We start from the raw sequence: 20,123 nt of genomic DNA on the forward strand, positions 1-20,123 counted from the left end.
AGTTGTACATATGGCAGGGAACAGTATTGGACAACTCTTTCGTGTAACGACATGTGGCGAGTCTCATGGCGTTGGCTTAATGGCAATTGTTGATGGTGTGCCACCTGGTCTTGAGTTAACCGAAGAAGATCTACAAAAAGATCTGGACCGCCGTAAGCCGGGTACATCAAAATTTGCGACTCAGCGCAAAGAACCTGATCAGGTTGAAATTATTTCTGGTGTGTTTGAGGGCAAAACTACTGGTACGCCAATTGGTTTACTCATTCGTAATACTGACCAAAAATCGAAAGATTACGGCAATATTGCTCAGACTTTTAGACCGGGTCATGCGGACTACACCTATACACAAAAGTATGGTTTCCGTGATTACCGTGGTGGCGGTCGTTCGAGTGCACGTGAAACTGCTATGCGTGTTGCAGCGGGTGCTATTGCGAAAAAATATTTAGCAGAAAAATTTGGTGTATTGATTCGCGGTCATGTGACAGAAATTGGTAATGAAGTTGCCGAAAAACTGGATTGGAATGAAGTTGCAAATAATCCATTTTTCTGTGGTGATGTAGACGCTGTTTCGCGTTTTGAAGCTTTGGTGACTTCTTTGCGTGAACAAGGAACAAGCTGCGGCGCAAAGCTAGAAATTTTAGCTGAAAAAGTCCCTGTAGGTTGGGGGGAACCCGTTTTTGACCGCCTAGATGCTGATATTGCACATGCGATGATGAGCATTAATGCAGTTAAAGGTGTTGAAATTGGTGATGGTTTCGCAGTTGCTGGGCAGTTTGGTCATGAAACACGTGATGAGCTAACTAGTCATGGTTTCTTAGCAAATCATGCGGGTGGTATTTTAGGTGGTATTTCAAGTGGTCAGACGATTCGAGTCGCCATTGCATTAAAACCTACTGCAAGCATTACAACACCAGGTAAAACGATTAATTTAAATCGTGAAGATACTGATGTGTTAACTAAAGGCCGTCATGATCCGTGTGTAGGTGTTCGAGCAACTCCAATTGCTGAAGCAATGTTAGCAATTGTCTTAATGGATCATTTTTTACGTCATCGTGCTCAAAATGCAGATGTTGTTCCTCCATTTGCTCCGATTGAACCCTAGTCATAATTTATGACTATAGTAAATAAAGCCCCAAATTTAAGTTAAATATGGGGCTTTAATTTTTTATTAGATTATGATCTATTAAATTTTAAATTATTTTCTTGTCTTATAATCTCTATATAAATATAATACCGGCGATTTATTTTTGAATATATTTATCTTTTGGCTTTTAAAATTAAAGCTTTATTAATTTACTTAGTACATCAGATATCTATATTATTTCTTAAAACTGATTTTAGTAAAATTAGTTTTATATGACTTTTTTACATTTTAAATTTTATTACTTTAGCAAATACTTTTTTAAGTCATCATTGAAATTGGGGAAATATCAATGAATCAATGTACATATAGAATTGCCTGTATGTCAAAAGATAAGCTATTGCCTAAAAATTTACAGGCAATGATAAGAGTTATTTATGACCTATCCTTGTCATCTGAGCTATCTGGAAACTGGATATATAGTGATAATGATCCAGATATACATATTATTGATTTAGACAGTGGCTATACCAATGTTCTTATTCCAAAAAAAATTAAAATTGTATTGAGTAATAACCCTAACCTTTTAAAAGGTTATCAATATGGGTTAAAGAGACCATTAAGATATCAGGAGCTTTTAAAAATTTTATTAGAAATTGAAAATAATGAATATTTTCAGAAGACTTACCAAGAGCGCATAGTTAATCATAAAAATATAGTTTATAGAAATTCTTCTGAAACAAAAATTTTATATAAACTCGTTTGTTATCCAAATTTTAAAAAAATTCATGCCGAGCAGATTGTTAACGTAACTAGAGTTTGTAATTTATTATCTATTGAATCAAAAACAGCACAAGAAATTAAGAGGTTCTTAAACTTATCTGTAGATGAGATACAAAGAACAATAGAGATTATTAAAAAAGAGGCTTATCCAAACTATGAAACGATACATGAAAATGTTGTTTCCATACTCCCATTTAAAACTGAAGCAACCTCAGTTAGACAAAAAAAGGGAGGTCAAAATCTATTATTTTATTTTATAAATAAATTGTGGAGAAAGTTAAAAAGATAACTCTAATAAATTGTAATGCTTTTATATTAGCAAATATATTTGTTAATTTATTTAAAGAAATTTCTGTGTTTAAAGGTAAAGTGTTTTGTGAATTTAGATAAATTTATAATTTGGTTCATTGCTTTTATAAAATTTATTTTAGGCTTTAACTTGAAGATAAATTAAAAAGGAACTCAATTATTGGCTCTAAATTATATTTTAGCTTTTACCATGGATGGAAAAGCTAATTATAGATTGCTTGTCATATTAATTTGAAAGGAGCTATAAAAAAAAAGAAGACAAACGATGTAAGTAGTATTACAAAGTAATTTAACTTTAAGTTAAATCTACTATTTGTTCTTCGTTTACAGCAATTTTATATTGATTACGTCCATTAGTTTTTGCTTTATATAAAGCATGATCAGCTCGTGCAACAAAAGCGGAAATTGAATCATTTAGACGGGGAGTTGTGGTCGCCACACCTACGCTAATAGTGACATGTGGTGAAACATCACTACATGGATGCTTAATCGCAATCTTTTTAATCGCACTCATTAAGCGCTCGACTTGTATCAAAGCTTGCTGAGCATTCGTCATAGGGAATAGTAATAAAAACTCTTCACCACCATAACGAGCAACTAAATCGCCACTACGAGCAGCAATAGAAGAAATAGCAATTGCGATTTCTTTTAAACATTCATCACCTTTGAGATGTCCTAGCGTATCATTGTATGCTTTAAAATAATCGATATCGACCATCATAATGGTGAGTGGTGTTTCATGTCGTAATGCACGGCGCCATTCATTATCAAGAGTTTCATCTAGATAGCGTCGGTTCGCTAAACCCGTGAGCGCATCTTGCTGTGAAAGTAAGGATAACTGCTGTGCTTGTTGCATAAGCTCAATACGATTCAGCTCAATCATACAGTTTTGTAGATAATTTTCTCGATGTTGACGATCAGTTGCGTAGGCAAGCGTCATCCCTAAAAAACTACTGAAGGTATAAGTACGGTTTAAAAAGGTCCAGTCAATCACGCCATTCAAGTAGTTACTTACTAAAATTCCAACCAATCCGCCCATCCATCCAGCAAATATGGCGGTATAGAAACGCATACCTACTGCACCATAAATAATGACGATTGCATACATCATCGCAGCATGAAAAAGGACATTATCTTGTCCATTTTCAATAACGTTAATTAAAATAAAAGTAATTGCTACTGCTAAAGCTGAACCAATGCCTACATAATAATCAAAATACTGATTTAATTTTTTAATAAATGATAAAATCCAAGCAATAAGAACAATCACACCTACCCAAGAATAATAACTAAACCAGGGTAAAACTTGCTCAGTTGGTAAAACTTGGTATATACCAAAGCTTAAAAATATATATAATATTAAAATAATAGGTGCCCTATAGCGAAACTCATAGGCAGCACCGTTTTGGTATTGAAAACGATAAATCGTTTCAAGCTGTTTTGGAAACCACACGAAATTTAATCCTCGTGTGGTTAATAAATCTATTTGTTCTTGTCCCAATATATTGGAACCTTGCAACTTCATAATTAATGCTCTCTATATTGGAAGTTGTCATAAAATGAGACTTATTTTAAGTAAAGTTCCATCTAAAAATATTGATTATATAATGTGTGGTTTATTCAAAATAATAATACAGTTTTTTTAAAAAAGTAATTATTTTTATCAGTGTTAAATGTGATAAAAATCACGACATTTCAATGATTAGCGTAATAATTATCTAAAGCTCTTCAATCCATCGAAAAAAGTTACAAATGGTCGATTAACGATTGTATCTTTATCATTTTCGGATAGACTTATAGCGTGAAACACAGATGATTGCTGTCATATAAATAGGAAAATTAGCAATGACTGCTCTAAATCAATATGGAATGAATTTAGAAATTACACCGCATAATGAATGGTCACAACGGTTCTGGGACGACCTGTTACCAGCGAAAGAACGGGTGAGCAAACATCCATTTTTTACGGAAATGGCCAATGGGGGATTGAGCCTAGATAGTTTTCGTTATGCTTTACTTAATTTCTATCCATTGGTTGCCCACTTCCCGTCATATATGGCTGGAGCACTAGGGAAAGCGACTGGGTTTTCTGAACCAGGAGTAACAGAAGCACGAGATTGGTTAATCCAAAATATTAAGGTAGAAGAGCGACACTTAAAATGGTATCGCGATTGGGCTGGAGGTTTTGGCTTAACAGTTGAAGAACTTGACCATGTACGTCCACCAGCTGCTATGAACGCGGTAAACCATTTTCTATGGAATATGAGTCATCGAGGGAATTTGGCAGAATGTCTAGCTGCAACAAATTTGGCGATTGAATGGGCAACTGGAGATTGGTCTATTCAGGTGTATAAAGGGATTCATACTTATACTGATCATCCTGAAGTAACTATTGATAAGCGTTCTTTAGCTTGGTTACGTGCACATGCACATTATGATGATCTTCATCCTTATGAAGCCATGGAACTGATTAAGCGCTTATGCAATGATCGTCCTGACTGGCAGCAAAAAGCATTTCATGCTGCTGAAGAAGGACTGCGGTATTATGAGTTAGCTTTAGACGATTGCTATAAGGTACAGCTTAAAGCCTCTGCTTGATCTTATCTTAAAAAAAGGGAGGATATCGTATGGATATTCTCCCTTTTATTTTATTCGAGCAACTTTAAGAGTTTAGTTCGATAAGGTATTTCTTCGGGTAATAATTCAAGTAAACGTTCCACAGCATCTACACGGTCTGGTACACGACTGACTACTCGCAATAATTGATCAATATCTTCAATTTGATAAATCACATGGCTCAAACGAGCGTCAAAACAATCTCTCCATGCGCATAAAAAAGGACTTTCTGATTTGGCTAAGAAACTTCCTCTATAAAGTGTAAGCGTAGTTGATGTAAAACCTAGGTTTAATGCTTGTTCAGCCATTAAAAAATCACATTGAATTTCGCAGTTAAGTCTATATGGTCGTGACTCGATAACATCAGGTATTAAGTTTCTGAGTTGAGAAAGTTCTGCTTTTAAAGTGGTGGTACTTACAGGCCGATCACCATATAAAGCATAGTGAAGTTCTTCAAGATTAATCCCTTCGGGACAAAGGGTTAGAATGCACAGAATTTCAATTTGGCGTTGAGTCAATGTAAGGCTGTGTTGGTTATATTGAACTTTAGGAGTGCCGAAGGCTTTAATATATAAGATATTTTTCTGATGAAGCTGAATTGCTTGTTTAACAATGTCAGCACAACGCTCTACTGCTAAAACTCCAAGTGAATTATGTTTTTGATATTTGGTCGATAAATTCATAATTCCATAAAACTGACCTGTATTCGCATCGGTAATCGGTGCTGCATAACAGACCCAATCTCTGACACTATTCATCTGGTTTTCGTGTGAGTAAACACAGCTTGCAGAATGTGTATTTAATGCTAGACCAATGGCATTTTGACCTACTGCCTGAGTAGACCACTGACCACCCTCAACAAAGTGTACTTGCTCAGCCGATGAGCGCATAGGGTGACTACTCCATGTCCAAAGTAGAGTGCCATGTGGGTCGGTTACCCCAATGGCCATATCGGCATCTTCAGCAATATGCATTAAGTTGCGATGGCATTCATGAATCGAACGACCAAATAATGAATGTTCCCATTCCTCACCCAGATCAAATAAAGGTGCTGCATCAAGGTCAAGTGACGGCTTTTTTCCTAATTGTGTAGAATGAGATGAGGACTCTGGACGAAATAAGGACAGAGTAGTGTCTATTAAAGGCGATGATAATTGTTCTGACATATCCATATCGAAATTCCTTTATCATTGAAATGGCGTATCCGTAGCCGCTCAACATCTATAACTTTCTTATTGTGACTATTTCCTAGTTATCTCCTTACCTTAAATAATTTTATAAGTCTTGACCATTATCCTATTGGATAAGTTTTGTTAATTGCCTAATCATTAAGATAAGACATCTTGTCGGCTGAAAGGCTTTGGCACTTCTTCTCCGAAATATTGTCGATCAGCAAAATAGCTAGAACGAACCATAGGTGCACTCCAAATATTATTAAAACCTAATCGCTTACCGTGTCGGGTATATCGTTCAAATTCTTGTAAATTTACAAACCGATGAATCAGCGCATGTGATTTTGAAGGCTGAAGATATTGACCAATCGTGACAAGATCGACTTGATAGTCTTTTAAATCGTTGAGTAGGGCAAGCACTTCAGCCTCTATTTCTCCTAATCCAACCATCAGACCAGACTTAGTTTTGATATCGGGACAATATGCTTTAAAGCGTTTAAGTAACTCTAGTGAATGTTGATAATCTGAACCGGGGCGCATCGCTTTATATAAACGAGGAACCGTCTCAATATTATGATTAAACACATCTGGAGGAGATAAGCTCAGAGTCGAAAGCGCTGTCTCTAAACGACCGCGAAAATCTGGTACTAAAATCTCAATCAATGTTTCTGGACAACGTTTCCTAATTTCTTCTATACACTTTACAAAATGTGCAGCGCCGCCATCATGTAGATCGTCGCGGTCTACAGATGTAATCACAACATATTTTAAGTTTAGGTTAGCGACTGTTTCTGCCAGATGTTTAGGTTCATCTTCATCTAGCGGTTTTGGGCGACCATGAGCGACATCACAAAATGGGCAGCGACGAGTACAGATATCGCCCATAATCATGAATGTTGCCGTACCACCGCCAAAACATTCAGGTAGATTTGGACACGCCGCTTCTTCGCAAACACTGTGTAACTTCTGTTGGCGTAGCAAATTTTTTATGCGATTAATTTCTTCAAAATCGGTTATTTTGGCTCTAATCCAGTCAGGTTTAGTCGGTAACTCTTCTGTAGGTAAAATTTTAATCGGAATGCGAGCAACTTTATCCGCTCCTCTTAATTTAATACCAGTTTCTATTTGCCTTTTTAAGTCCATATATAAAATTCCATTTTATATTAAATAACTTTTAACTAGACTCTATATAATAAAAATCCTTATAATTTAAATAAGGGACATGGAGTCTATTAATGAGCGTAGTACACAGCTAATATTATAAATTAATAAAGGTTGGTTAAAGGTTTGTTTCGCAAGCTAATGAAATGTATTAAAATTTTTTAATTTTATTTTTGCTGTGCAAGTTTTTGAAAAATAAAAAATAATAGCCATAAAAACCACTTAAAACTTTTTAGTCTAATAGTATATTAAATTAAATTGAGCTTTATTATTTATAGCGAAATATATAACTCTCGCTGAAACTTGGTTGATTTTTAATAATCAAGATAATAAAGGAAAAGGATATGCAATTAACGGAAGAGCAATTACTCGCAGCATATAAACGCATGCGCGATATTCGTGAATTTGAGGATCGACTTCACGAAGAAAATACCAATGGTGATATTCCTGGCTTTATTCACTTATACAGTGGTGAAGAAGCTGTAGCAGTCGGGATTTGCGAAAATTTAACCGACAAAGACTATATCACTTCAACACACCGTGGACATGGACACTGTATTGCAAAAGGCTGTGACATTCACGCTATGATGCTGGAAATTTTCGGTAAAGATGACGGGCTATGCCGTGGAAAAGGCGGTTCTATGCATATTGCCGATTTAGATAAAGGTATGCTCGGTGCCAACGGGATTGTGGGTGGTGGACCTCCTTTAGCAATTGGTGCAGCTTTGACAGCAAAAACCTTAAAGACTGGTGGCGTCGGACTGTCTTTTACAGGCGATGGTGGTTCAAACCAAGGCCTTACTTTTGAAGCGATGAATATGGCTGTTGTGCTTAAACTTCCAGTAATTTTCGTTTTCGAAAATAACGGTTTCGGTGAAGGTACTGGTCATGATTACGCAGTAGGAAGCAAAGACATTGCTGGTCGTGCAGCAGGTTTTGGTTTACCGGCAGTTAAAGTTGACGGTACAGACTTCTTTGCCGTCTATGAAGCCGCTCAAACTGCCATTGAACGCGCGCGTCGAGGTGAAGGTCCAAGCGTGATTGAAACCATCACAAACCGTTTTTATGGCCACTTCGAAGGTGACCCTGGCTTGATTCGTTCTAAAGAAGAAGTCGAGTTCATTAAAGAAAACAAAGATCCTTTGAAAGTTTTCCGTGAAAAAGTCAAAGGCAAAATTGATGAAGCCAAACTAGACGAGATTGATGCAGCTTCAAAGGCAAATGTTGATGACGCCGTTGCTAAAGCCCGTGCTGCGGCATACCCAAAACCAGAACAACTCCTTACTGACGTCTATGTCTCTTACTAAAGGAATAGTAAAGATGCCAAATAAAAGTTTTCGTAATGCAATTAAAGAAGCCATTGAATCAGAAATGCGCCGTGATCCAACCGTATTTGTTGTTGGTGAAGATGTTCGTGGTGGGCACGGCGGTAAAAACACTGAAGAAAATCAGTTAGAAGGTTTCGGTGGTGTATTGGGCGTAACCAAAGGTTTATGGACAGAGTTTGGTTCGGAACGTGTTATTGATACCCCAATTACTGAGTCTGCAATTATCGGTATGGCCGCCGGTGCTGCTGCAACAGGTTTACGTCCTGTTGCAGATCTAATGTTTATGGATTTCTACGGCGTGTGTCATGACATGCTCTATAACCAAGCCGCTAAATTCCGTTATATGTTTGGTGGAAAAGCAAAAGCGCCAATGGTTGTACGTGGCATGATCGGCGCAGGTTTTTCTGCGGCAGCTCAGCATTCTCAGTCACCGTATAACGTATTTGCTGCGGTTCCGGGCTTAAAAGTTGTAGTTCCATCTAGCCCATATGATGTGAAAGGACTATTAATTCAGGCTATTCGAGATGACGATCCTGTAGTGTTCTGTGAGCATAAAATGCTTTATGACATTAAAGGTGACGTTCCTGATGAAGCCTATACCATTCCTTTTGGGGTAGCAAATTACACCCGTGAAGGTACAGACGTAACCATTATTGCTTTAGGTTTGATGGTACACCGCGCTAATGAAGTAGCAGATAAACTAGCAAAAGATAGTATTTCGGTTGAAGTTGTAGACCCTCGAACAATTTCTCCTCTTGATGAAGAAGGAATTTTAGAGTCTGTGGCATCAACTGGACGCGTGGTCATTGTGGATGAATCAGCAGCACGCTGTGGTTTCGGTCATGATGTTGCTGCATTGGTTGCACAGAAAGGTTTCCATTATTTAAAAGCACCTGTTGAACTCGTAACGCCACCACATACGCCTGTTCCATTCTCACCAGTTTTAGAAAAAGAATGGATTCCAAGTGTAGAGCGTATTGAGCAAGCTGTGCGAAAAACATTGGAGGCTTAGGATGAGCGAAATTAAAACGCTGGAGATCCCGAAATGGGGATTATCCATGGAAGAAGGCACGATTGCCCAATGGTTGATTAAAGAGGGTGATGGCTTTAATAAAGGCGATGAAATTTGTGAAATTGAAACCACAAAAATCGTCAATGTATTAGAAGCGCCTTTTGCTGGAACGCTCCGTAAAATTTTAGCGAAAGATGGTGATACTTTACCTGTTGGGGGTCTTATTGCCGTATGTGCTGATAGTGAAGTTTCTGATGCAGAAATTGAAAAGTTTATCGCATCACTAGGCGGTTCAGCAGCTAAAGCCCCTGAAGCACCTTTGGAGCAAAGTAAAGCAGAAACATCTGCACCTGTTGCTGAAAAAGCAGAACAACCACAGACTGTAGTAGCTAGTGTTTCAGCCCCTGCAAAGGTAGCGAAAGGTGACTACGTTGTACCGGAGTCATTACAAGGCTATCAAACATCTGATGATTTGTTTGCAACACCACATGCGTTAAAGCTTGCAGAAAAGCACAATGTAAACTTGGCAAAAGTCACAGGTTCTGGTCGTGAAGGACGTATTAGTGTTCAAGACATCCAGAAGGCTGTACAAGCTGCTGGTGGTCAGTGGCCTGATGTTAAGCAGCAAACCCAGACTAAAGTAGTTAAATCTACAGCCGATGATAGCCAAGTTCTAGCAACGCCTGTAGCACGTCGTTTAGCAAAGCAGTGGGGCATTAACCTAAATGACTGCCGTGTTTCAGGTACTCGTGGCCGTGTCTGTAAAGAAGATGTTGAGGCAGTTTACTATCGTAATAACCCAACATCGGTAAATGAACAACCTGTGCAATGTGCAGCTCAACCACAATCGAGAATTACGACTGTGGCGATGAATGGGATGCGTAAAGCGATTGCCTCACGGTTACAGGCTGCAAAACGTAACGCACCGCATTTCCGCTTAGTAGTCGATCTCAACGTAGAGGCTTTGCAAAAACTACGTAAGCAGATTAATGAGACTGTTCCACAAGTGAAACTTTCTATTAATGACATGCTCATTAAAGCAGCTGCTGCGGCACTGATTAAAGTACCTGAAGTGAATGTTCAGTTTGATGAAGCTACACAATCGATTCTGCAATTTTCACAAGCAGATATTTCAGTGGCTGTGGCGATTCCAAACGGTTTAATTACACCAATTGTGAAAGCCGCCAATCAGAAGTCTTTAGCACAAATTTCCGATGACATGCGTGATTTGGCAACCCGTGCCAAGACTGGCAAGTTACAACCTGACGAGTTTCAGGGCGGCAGCTTTAGCATTTCAAATTTAGGAATGTTAGGCATTAAGCAGTTCGACGCCATTATTAATCCACCGCAAGGTGCAATTATGGCATTAGGTGCTTCTGAATCACGTGCTGTTGTTGAAAATGGTAATGTCGTGGTTCGTGAGATTGTCACAGCAACGTTGTCATGCGATCACCGCGTCATTGACGGTGCGGTTGGGGCGAAATTCTTGGCCAGCTTTAAGCAGTTTGTTGAAAACCCTGCTTTAATTTTGGTGTAGGAGAACCCGCATGTCAGAAGCTCAATTTGATTTAATTGTGATTGGCGCGGGACCGGGTGGGTATGTGGCTGCAATTCGTGCAGCCCAGCTCGGGTTAAAAACCGCAATTGTAGAAGAGCAACATTTAGGCGGAATTTGTCTAAATTGGGGCTGTATTCCAACTAAAGCTTTGCTTGCAGGGGCAGAGCTCGCAACCCAGTTTAAACATGCCGGACAGTTTGGTTTTCAAGTATCTCAACTCGATTTTGATATTCAAAAGCTTGTGCAACATAGCCGACAAGTGTCAGCTCAGCTTGTACAAGGTATTGATTACTTGCTGAAAAAGAATCAGGTCACTGTTTTTAATGGTCGTGCTCAGCTTACGGCTAAAGAAAAAATTGAAGTGACCGATGCTCAAGGTAAAAGTCAGGCTTTGAGCGCACCTCATATTATTTTGGCAACTGGAGCTAAAGCTCGACATGTTCCTCAGCTTCCTGTCGATGGAACATATGTCTGGAGCTATAAAGAAGCGCTTGTGCCAGAGCAGTTACCGAAAAGTTTACTGGTTGTAGGTTCAGGTGCAATTGGTAGTGAGTTTGCTAGCTTTTATCAAGACTTGGGTTGTCAGGTCACGCTTATTGATTTAGCCAAGCAGATTTTACCAACTGAAGATGCGGAAGTTGCTCAATTTGTCAGAAAACAGTTTGAACAAAAAGGAATGAAAGTCTTAACCGATGCTGTCGTTCAAAGTATTCAAATTGAAAATGGTCAAGTTCACTGTGTGGTTGAAACGGCGAATGACATTCAAATGCTTGTTTTTGACCGCGTGCTTTCGGCAATTGGTGTGCAGCCGAATACCACGGGGCTAGGATTAGAACGTTTAGGTGTAGAACTCAATCCACAAGGTTTTGTGGCAATTGATGACTATTGTAAAACCAACGTAGCAGGGCTTTATGCGATTGGTGATGTGGCTGGTGCACCGTGTCTTGCCCATAAAGCAAGCCATGAAGCCATGATATGTGTCGAGAAAATTGCTGGTGTGAAAAACGTCCATTCACTCGATCGTAGCCAGATACCCGGTTGTATTTTTACGCATCCACAAGTGGCTAGTATTGGTTTAACGGAAAATGCAGCAAAAGCTAAGAATCTACCTATACGAATCGGTAAGTTTTCTTTAACTGCAAATGGTAAAGCTTTAGCAATTGGAGATGCATCAGGTTTCGTTAAAACGGTGATACATGCAGAAACGGGTGAATTACTTGGTGCACATATGGTGGGTCATGAAGTGACCGAACATATCCAAGGCTTTGCTATTGCCAAATACCTAGAAGCAACTGATGAAAGTTTAGCTCAAGTGATTTTCCCACATCCAACATTATCAGAAGCCATGCATGAATCCATTTTGGCTTCAATGCAACGAGCGATTCATATGTAGAAATTCTACATTTACAGGAGTTGAACATGGTTAAGGGATTAAAAAATAAAGTCGCTTTAGTGACTGGGGCAGCTCAAGGCATTGGCCGTGGGATTGCCCTGCGCTTGGCGCAAGAAGGGGCACATATTGCATTATTTGATATGAAACAAGATCGACTGAACGATGTGCAGCAGGAAATTCAAGCTTTAGGTGTAAATGCGAGTACATTTATTGCTGATGTAAGTGACCGCGAGCAAGTATATGCTGCTATAAATCATGCTGAGCAGACACTTGGTGGGTTTGATGTCATGATTAATAATGCTGGAATTGCTCAGGTTCAGGCTATTGCAAATTCAACACCAGATGAATTCCAAAAAATTGTTGATATCAATATTGGTGGTGTACTGTGGGGAATACAGGCTGCCGCCGAAAAATTTAAGCAACGTCAACATAAAGGTAAAATCATTAATGCTTGCTCAATTGCAGGCCACGATGGGTTTGCTTTACTTGGTATTTACTCGGCAACCAAATTTGCAGTACGAGCACTCACCCAAGCTGCGGCAAAAGAATATGCCAGTCACGGTATTACGGTAAATGGATATTGTCCTGGAATTGTCGGAACGGACATGTGGGTTGAAATTGATAAACGTTTTGCTGAAATTACTGGTGCCGCAATTGGTGAAACTTATAAAAAGTATGTGGAAGGCATTGCCTTAGGTAGAGCCCAAACGCCAGATGATGTAGCCGCATTAGTTGCTTTTCTGGCAAGTGAAGATTCGGACTATATTACGGGTCAATCCATTTTAACGGACGGCGGAATTGTCTATCGCTAAAACAACATCCTGATTTGAGGGAGATAATAATGAAAGCAGCGCGTTTTTATGACAGAGGCGATATTCGTATTGAAGATATCCCTGAACCAGAAGTCACTCCCGGCACTGTAGGTATTAAGGTGGCTTGGTGTGGAATTTGTGGTACAGATTTGCATGAGTTTATGGAAGGGCCAATTTTTATTCCACCGTGTGGACATCCGCATCCTATTTCAGGTGAATCTGCGCCGATTACCATGGGACATGAATTTTCAGGTGTGGTCTATGCCGTAGGTGAAGGTGTTGATGATATTGAAATTGGTCAGCATGTGGTCGTAGAGCCTTATATTGTGGCCGATGATGTACCAACTGGACCGGGCGATAATTATCATCTTTCCAAAAATATGAACTTTATTGGTTTAGGCGGTCGTGGCGGTGGTTTGTCGGAAAAAATTGCAGTTAAACGCCGTTGGGTACATCCAATTTCCAATAAAATCCCACTCGATCAGGCAGCCTTAATTGAACCGTTATCGGTTGGGCATCATGCTTTCGTACGTAGTGGTGCAAAGGCTGGTGATATTGCACTGGTTGGTGGTGCAGGGCCAATTGGTTTATTGCTTTCGGCAATTTTAAAAGCGAAAGGACTTAAAGTCATCATTACTGAGCTGAGTGCAAAACGTAAAGAAAAAGCCAAAGAGTCGGGAGTCGCAGATTATATTTTAGATCCATCAGAAGTTGATGTGGTTTCTGAGGTTATGAAAATCACCAATGGTGATGGCGTCGATGTTGCATTTGAATGTAGTAGTGTTAACAAAGTTCTAGATACTTTGGTTGCGGCCGTGAAACCAACAGGCGTGATAGTGATTGTTTCGATCTGGAGCCATCCAGCATCAATTAATGTGCATAGTGTGGTGATGAAAGAGCTGGATGTACGAGGTACAATTGCCTACGTCAATGACCATCAGGAAACCATTAAGCTGGTTGAAGAAGGTAAAATAAATCTTGAACCTTTTATTACCCAGCGTATTCAACTTGATGATTTGATTTTACAAGGTTTTGAAACCTTAATTCATAACAATGAGTCAGCCGTTAAGATTATTGTACATCCATAAACAGACACTTAAACCTATAAAAAAGAGCGATAATTCGCTCTTTTTTATTAAAGTAAATTGTTGTTTTGAGCTTCAATAATAGGGGGTAATGGCTGCCCTAAAGAACTTAACGACTCTCGTTCAATCAAACGAACAATTGAATCAAGCGGTAAATCATTTTCTTGCAAACCGAAAGGTTCTTCAATTTGAGCACTTAAAGCATCTAAACCTAAAAACATATAAGCAATTAAACCCACAATAAGCGGTGTCCAAATGCCTAAAGCTGCTTCAAGGCTAAACGGTAATATGAAACAGAAACAATAAACGGCACGATGTAAAAGTACTGAATATGAGTAGGGTAAAGGTGTCCCAGCAATACGGTCACAACCTGCTTGAATATTGCCTAGCTCAACAATATGGCGCGTCAATGTGCTGTAGATAATGTCGCTAATTTCGCCATCTTTTAAAGCTTTGACTAAATCTTTTTGAATATTTTCGAGTACAAACTGTGGTGCATTAATATGCTCATTTAAATAATTAAGTGAAGAATTATTTAAATAGGCATGTTCAAGAAATTTTGTGGGTTCGACTGTTTGTTGACGTAAACGATCACGCAATAAATTACTAAAAATTAAGACCTGATGAATCAAATGTTCACGTTGCTCATTAGATAGAACATGGCTGTCTCTAACAATATGTCTGGCATTTGCAATTAAAGCGCCCCAGAGCTTGCGGCCTTCCCACCATCGGTCATAACATGCGTTATTTCTAAAGCCTGTACAAATGGAAAGAATCACGCCAAAGATGGTAAATCCGATCGCAGGTACGGTAGGAATTTGAATCCAATGATAATAAGAGAGCCAAACCACACATCCTGAAATAAGTACAACAAAAGTCAGTGCAGGTAAAACCTTCGGCAAAATTGTTCCTTTCCAAGCAAATAATAATTTAAATACATTGCTTTTATCGCGAACAATCATATAAAGCCTTTGAACTAATGAACCTAACCAAGTGCAATATGATACGCCTTAGACGAGCTAAATACCTAGCTAAAGCTTATGCTTTTGTCTGAATCGCCAAAGCGTTGTACGGCTAATACCAAAAATATTCGCGACCATATTCAGGTTATGGTTATATTTTTCTAAAGCGGCTTGCACATTTTCTGGACTAAGTTCTGTATTTGTCTCGGGTAATTTAACATAATCCTCTGCATTTAAGAGCTCATTCGGTAAGTCTTCGACTTCAATTTCATCCTTACCATTTGCCATGGTTAACGCATAAAGCAGGGTGTTTTTAAGCTCACGAACATTTCCTGGCCAGTCATAGTTTAATAAAACTTGCATGGCTTTTTGATTAACATGGCGAGGCATCGTGTCGAGTTGAGTTGTACTTTCCTTTAAAATCTGATCGACAATAAGAGGAATATCGACCTTTCGTTCTCTGAGTGGTGGTATAAAAATTGGAATCACACGCAAGCGATAGAGTAGATCATGGCGGAAACGTCCAGCCTTAGCTTCTTCGCGTAAAGCTTTATGTGTTGCTGTAATAATGCGGACATTGGCTTGAATAGGTTTTTCACCACCTACAGGAGTAAACTCACCTGTTTCTAACACCCGTAATAATTTAGCTTGAAGTTCTAAAGGAATCTCGGCAATTTCATCCAGAAACAGCGTTCCACCAACGGCACGTTCAAACACGCCTTTATGGTCACGAATTGCTCCTGTAAAAGCACCTTTCACATGTCCAAAGAGTTCGCTTTCTAAAATATTAGAATTTAAAGCTGCACAGTTAATCGCTACAAAAATCTTGTTTTTACGTTGGCTATAATCATGAATTGCTTTTGCCACAAGTTCTTTACCGCTACCAGATTCGCCGCGTACGAGCACTGGAAACTCAGTAATTGCTACTCTCTGAATAATTGAAAACATACGAGCCATTTCTGGTGAACAGCTATTAAAAACTTTAGCCAAGTCTTGCAATTGTTCTGTTAGCTCTACTTGATCAGCAATATCATTATCTATGCTAACGGGTTGTAAAATATGTAGTTTCCCGATAATGCGATGCTCGGCAATGTAAATATCATTTTCCTGATAGATAAATCGCTTTCTCATTTTAGGAGTATTAATTTCAAGATACTGGTTATGATGATCTTGAATAAGCGCTGCCATGCTCTCAACAGAAATGTCATCTGTATTAAATTTATAGTGAATTGCTTGAGTCGTTGTGTCTGCTAAAAACAGACTCGCATGTGGGAATAAAGCTTTTAATTGCTCGAATAAAATAAAGAAATCCTGTTCTGACTCAAAATTTAAGTTTGCCATTGTCTGTGTTTCATAATAGTTTCATTGAAACATACTTGAGTTTCAAAGGAACATCAAGCTGAGTTTGTTTTCTAACTTTAATTTTAATTATTCTTTTAAATTTTTGATTTTTATATTTATTATTTAATTTTAAATAATTGGCATCTTATTTGCAAAATATAGGAAAGAAATAAATTATTGGGGATATAAACCATGTTCTTTAAACAGTTTTTTGAGCAAGAAAGTTCGACTTATACATATATGCTTGCATGTGAAGAAACACGAGAGGCCGTTTTAATTGACCCAGTTGCATCAGATATAGAAATTTATGCAAAAGAATTAGAGCAGCATCAATTTACGCTCATCTATACCTTAGATACTCATGTTCATGCAGACCATATTACCGCTGCAAATTTACTTCGTGAACGTTTCCATTGTAAATCGGTTTTACATAGAAACTCAGACGTAAGTTGTGGAGATATTTTAATCACTGATGGTTGCATGCTTAAACTGGGAAATTTCAGTATTGAAGCCCATTATACACCAGGCCATACCAATGCTTGTACGAGTTATTTGGTGGGAAATATGGTTTTTACTGGTGATGCATTGTTAATTGATGGTTGTGGTCGAACTGACTTCCAGCAAGGTAATGCCGGCACACTTTATGATAGTATTCATAAACAACTATTTAGCTTGCCTGACGATACTATTGTGTACCCGGGACACGACTACAAAGGTCGTTTATCTTCAACGATTGGCAATGAACGTTTAAATAACTCACGTTTAGGTCAGAATCGTTCAAGAGACGATTTTATTGAATTAATGAATAATTTAAATCTGCCATACCCAAAACAAATCGATAAAGCACTTCCTGCCAATCAGGCTTGCGGCTCAATTTCACAATTATAAGGTGGCAATATGGAACTTAAACGAGTTAATCAAGAATTTTATGTTGCGGGCCAGATTACTGCCGATGATGTCGTAAAAATTGCAGGCCAAGGAATAAAAACACTGATATGTAACCGTCCAGATGGAGAAGGTGCAGATCAACCCAATGTAATTGAAATTGAAGAAGCAGCTCAACAATATGGCCTAAACGTAATCTATCAACCTGTTACCAGTGGCAAAATTACCGATCAACAAGTTGCTGAGTTTAAACATCTTTATCAGAATGCTCAGAAACCTGTTTTAGCGTATTGCCGTACTGGTATGCGTGCAATCAGTTTATGGGCTTTGGCTGAAATTGACCCAAAAGATGCAACACTGTTAGTTGAATCGGGTAATAAGCTTGGGTTCAACTTAAAAGGCTTAGTGCCACGTATTTTAAAACGTGACCATGAACCAGCCACTATTCCTTGTTATAGCGTTGTGATTGTGGGCGCTGGAGCAGCAGGAATTTCTGTAGCGTCTAGTCTTTTATGTCGTGAACCTCATTTAGATATTGTCATTATTGATCCGGCAGACACACATTATTATCAACCGGGCTGGACCATGGTCGGTGGCGGTATTTTCAAACCACAAGTAACCGCACGGTCAATGGCAAGTGTGATTCCTTCAAAAGTGAAATGGATGAAAGCAGCTGTTGCCGGATTCGACCCTGAGCATAATCAGGTTATTTTGGAAGGATGCCAACCCATACAATATAAAGCGTTGGTGGTATGTCCGGGTTTAAAACTGAATTGGCATGGTATTGAAGGTTTAGTCGAAACCTTAGGTAAAAATGGAGTGACGTCTAACTATCGTTATGATTTAGCGCCGTATACATGGGAACTGGTGCAACAGCTAAATGGTGGAACGGCAATCTTTACTCAACCACCTATGCCGATTAAATGTGCCGGTGCTCCTCAAAAAGCAATGTATCTTTCTGCTGACTACTGGTTAAAGCAAGGCAAACTCAAAGATATCTCTATCCATTTTTATAACACTGGTGCTGTTCTATTTGGTGTGAAGGAATATGTACCTGCACTAATGCAATATGTCGAAAAATATGACTCTGAACTTCATTTTAACCATCAACTTGTCAAAGTAGATGGGCCTGCAAAAAAAGCATGGTTTAAGGTCATGAATGATGAAAATGCAGCATTGGTCGAGACTGATTTCGATATATTGCATGTTGTTCCACCGCAACAAGCGCCGGATTTTATTCGTGCCAGTACGCTCACTGATGAAGCAGGCTGGGTGAGTGTGAATCCTCAAACCTTACAACACACCCAGCATGCCAATATTTTTGCTTTAGGTGATGTGATGAATGCGCCTAATGCCAAAACTGCTGCTGCCGCACGTGCACAAGCTCCGATCGTTGCTGTGAATGTTATAGCCCAGCTCAAAGGTGAGCAAAACTTTTGTGAATACAACGGTTATGGTTCATGTCCACTCACCGTAGAGCGTGGAAAAATCGTTCTGGCTGAGTTTGGTTATGGTGGAAAATTACTTCCAAGTTTTCCAAAATGGGTGATTGATGGGCAAAAACCATCTCGTTTGGCATGGTTGCTTAAAGAACAGATTTTACCGCCGATTTACTGGCAAGGCATGCTCAAGGGACGTGAGTGGATGGTCAAACCTGAGCGAGGATAAGTAAAGATTAATAATCTTTACCCTGAGAAGAGACTAAAGCTTCGTAAGAAGATGAGATCTACTCACTCATTAACCAGCAGTCTACTGCAAACGATGTATAGGCAATTTTAGGCTTTTAATATGTTATTACTTGTCGTTGAAGGCATTGTGATTGGCTTTTTACTTGGTCTTACCGGTGCGGGTGGCGGTATTCTTGCTGTACCTGCGCTCATGACCAGTCAAGGCTGGAGCGTGGCTCAAGCTGCACCGATTGGGTTATTGGCAGTTGCGCTATCTACACTCATTGGAACCATTGAAGGCTTATTTAAAAAGATAGTTCGTTATCGTGCTGCTATTTGGATTGCTTTAATTGGTGCTCCTATGGCACATATCGGCATTTTAATAGCTAACATGATTTCACCTGTCTGGCTCATGTTAATGTTTAGCTTGGTCATGTTTACAGTGGGTTATCGACTCATTAGTAATCGAGTATCAGACTTTCATAACCCGCCGTGTCAGGTCAATCCAAGTACGGGACGCTTTATCTGGAATTTTAAAACGGGAAGCGTTCTTGCCAGCATCGGGATTATTGCGGGGCTTTTAACTGGCATGCTCGGTGTTGGTGGCGGCTTTGTAATTGTGCCAGCGCTTAGAAAAGTCACAAATTTGGATATGCATAGCATTGTTGCAACCTCACTTATGATTATTTTTCTCATTAGTGGCATAAGTATTGTTATGCATATTGCAGAGGGTTTTCACTATCCAGTAGCAATCACTAGTGCGTTCGCACTCGCATGTGCATTCGGTATGTTATTAGGACGCCGAGCTATTCGTTTTATTCCGTCTGCAATTGTACAAAAAGTCTTTGCTTTAATGGTTTTTGCTGTCGCAATTTATATGGTAATTAAGATTGTTAATCTAACAAATATCTAAGAGATATAGTATTTTTACCATCTCTATAATTAGCAATTTTCCCAA

The 20,123-nt window shown here is 39.0% G+C and carries 17 protein-coding genes; 12 read left to right on the plus strand and 5 right to left on the minus strand.

The genetic code is table 11. From position 1 onward, the window contains the following. Window positions 1-10 precede the first annotated feature (10 nt). Window positions 11-1,102, plus strand: a complete 1,092-nt coding sequence (gene aroC, locus HJG58_RS08255; protein ID WP_170248529.1) for a chorismate synthase — start codon at window positions 11-13, stop codon at window positions 1,100-1,102. A 331-nt stretch (window positions 1,103-1,433) separates the two neighbouring features. Continuing rightward, window positions 1,434-2,153 carry a hypothetical protein gene (locus HJG58_RS08260; protein WP_170248530.1) on the plus strand — a complete coding sequence of 240 codons (720 nt, stop codon included), beginning with the start codon at window positions 1,434-1,436 and terminating at the stop codon, window positions 2,151-2,153. A 315-nt stretch (window positions 2,154-2,468) separates the two neighbouring features. Here HJG58_RS08260 and HJG58_RS08265 read toward each other — a convergent pair whose 3' ends face one another. Then, complete coding sequence (locus tag HJG58_RS08265; protein ID WP_086264619.1) at window positions 2,469-3,698, minus strand: GGDEF domain-containing protein; 1,230 nt, start codon at window positions 3,696-3,698, stop codon at window positions 2,469-2,471. A 320-nt stretch (window positions 3,699-4,018) separates the two neighbouring features. Between HJG58_RS08265 and HJG58_RS08270 the strand changes: the two genes are divergently transcribed. Next, on the plus strand, window positions 4,019-4,771 hold the full coding sequence (locus HJG58_RS08270) for an iron-containing redox enzyme family protein (protein ID WP_170248531.1): 753 nt from the start codon (window positions 4,019-4,021) through the stop codon (window positions 4,769-4,771). Between the two features lie 50 nt (window positions 4,772-4,821). Here the strand turns inward: HJG58_RS08270 and HJG58_RS08275 are convergent, their stop codons facing one another. Beyond that, window positions 4,822-5,961, minus strand: coding sequence for a transcriptional regulator (locus tag HJG58_RS08275; RefSeq protein WP_170248532.1), 1,140 nt, complete (start codon window positions 5,959-5,961; stop codon window positions 4,822-4,824). Between the two features lie 156 nt (window positions 5,962-6,117). Then, the gene (lipA, locus tag HJG58_RS08280; RefSeq protein WP_170248533.1) at window positions 6,118-7,104 is read right to left on the minus strand and encodes a lipoyl synthase; all 987 of its coding nucleotides are present in this window, start codon (window positions 7,102-7,104) and stop codon (window positions 6,118-6,120) included. A 362-nt stretch (window positions 7,105-7,466) separates the two neighbouring features. Here lipA and HJG58_RS08285 point away from each other — a divergent pair, with 362 nt between their 5' ends. From HJG58_RS08285 to HJG58_RS08310, 6 genes are read left to right on the plus strand one after another with little or no spacing between them, the layout of a single operon-like run. Continuing rightward, a complete protein-coding gene (locus tag HJG58_RS08285; RefSeq protein WP_170248534.1) occupies window positions 7,467-8,429 on the plus strand; it encodes a thiamine pyrophosphate-dependent dehydrogenase E1 component subunit alpha in 963 nt (320 codons plus the stop codon). A gap of 13 nt (window positions 8,430-8,442) precedes the next feature. After that, window positions 8,443-9,462 (plus strand): alpha-ketoacid dehydrogenase subunit beta, encoded by a 1,020-nt coding sequence (locus HJG58_RS08290; protein ID WP_170248535.1) that lies wholly within the window; start codon window positions 8,443-8,445, stop codon window positions 9,460-9,462. Window position 9,463: 1 nt separating this feature from the next. After that, window positions 9,464-10,999 (plus strand): 2-oxo acid dehydrogenase subunit E2, encoded by a 1,536-nt coding sequence (locus HJG58_RS08295; RefSeq protein ID WP_170248536.1) that lies wholly within the window; start codon window positions 9,464-9,466, stop codon window positions 10,997-10,999. A gap of 10 nt (window positions 11,000-11,009) precedes the next feature. Then, entirely contained in the window at window positions 11,010-12,413 is a 1,404-nt protein-coding gene (lpdA, locus tag HJG58_RS08300) for a dihydrolipoyl dehydrogenase (RefSeq protein ID WP_170248537.1), read from the plus strand. 26 nt (window positions 12,414-12,439) lie between these two features. Continuing rightward, window positions 12,440-13,225, plus strand: coding sequence for an acetoin reductase (locus HJG58_RS08305; RefSeq protein WP_170248538.1), 786 nt, complete (start codon window positions 12,440-12,442; stop codon window positions 13,223-13,225). A gap of 29 nt (window positions 13,226-13,254) precedes the next feature. Beyond that, a complete protein-coding gene (locus HJG58_RS08310) occupies window positions 13,255-14,313 on the plus strand; it encodes a 2,3-butanediol dehydrogenase (RefSeq protein ID WP_170248539.1) in 1,059 nt (352 codons plus the stop codon). Between the two features lie 47 nt (window positions 14,314-14,360). Here the strand turns inward: HJG58_RS08310 and HJG58_RS08315 are convergent, their stop codons facing one another. Together HJG58_RS08315 and HJG58_RS08320 are read right to left on the minus strand one after the other, a co-directional pair. After that, a complete protein-coding gene (locus tag HJG58_RS08315) occupies window positions 14,361-15,272 on the minus strand; it encodes a bestrophin family protein (protein ID WP_170248540.1) in 912 nt (303 codons plus the stop codon). A gap of 69 nt (window positions 15,273-15,341) precedes the next feature. Beyond that, on the minus strand, window positions 15,342-16,613 hold the full coding sequence (locus tag HJG58_RS08320) for a sigma-54 interaction domain-containing protein (RefSeq protein ID WP_170248541.1): 1,272 nt from the start codon (window positions 16,611-16,613) through the stop codon (window positions 15,342-15,344). 192 nt (window positions 16,614-16,805) lie between these two features. Here HJG58_RS08320 and HJG58_RS08325 point away from each other — a divergent pair, with 192 nt between their 5' ends. The 3 genes from HJG58_RS08325 to HJG58_RS08335 all read left to right on the plus strand — a co-directional run bounded on the left by HJG58_RS08325 (window position 16,806) and on the right by HJG58_RS08335 (window position 20,078). Continuing rightward, window positions 16,806-17,501, plus strand: a complete 696-nt coding sequence (locus HJG58_RS08325) for an MBL fold metallo-hydrolase (RefSeq protein ID WP_170248542.1) — start codon at window positions 16,806-16,808, stop codon at window positions 17,499-17,501. Window positions 17,502-17,510: 9 nt separating this feature from the next. Then, window positions 17,511-19,166 (plus strand): bifunctional protein tyrosine phosphatase family protein/NAD(P)/FAD-dependent oxidoreductase, encoded by a 1,656-nt coding sequence (locus HJG58_RS08330; protein WP_170248543.1) that lies wholly within the window; start codon window positions 17,511-17,513, stop codon window positions 19,164-19,166. Between the two features lie 120 nt (window positions 19,167-19,286). Beyond that, the gene (locus HJG58_RS08335) at window positions 19,287-20,078 is read left to right on the plus strand and encodes a sulfite exporter TauE/SafE family protein (protein WP_086264631.1); all 792 of its coding nucleotides are present in this window, start codon (window positions 19,287-19,289) and stop codon (window positions 20,076-20,078) included. Window positions 20,079-20,123: the final 45 nt, after the last annotated feature.

Origin of the sequence: Acinetobacter geminorum (genome assembly GCF_013009345.1) — a bacterium.
GTDB classification, from domain to species: domain Bacteria; phylum Pseudomonadota; class Gammaproteobacteria; order Pseudomonadales; family Moraxellaceae; genus Acinetobacter; species Acinetobacter geminorum.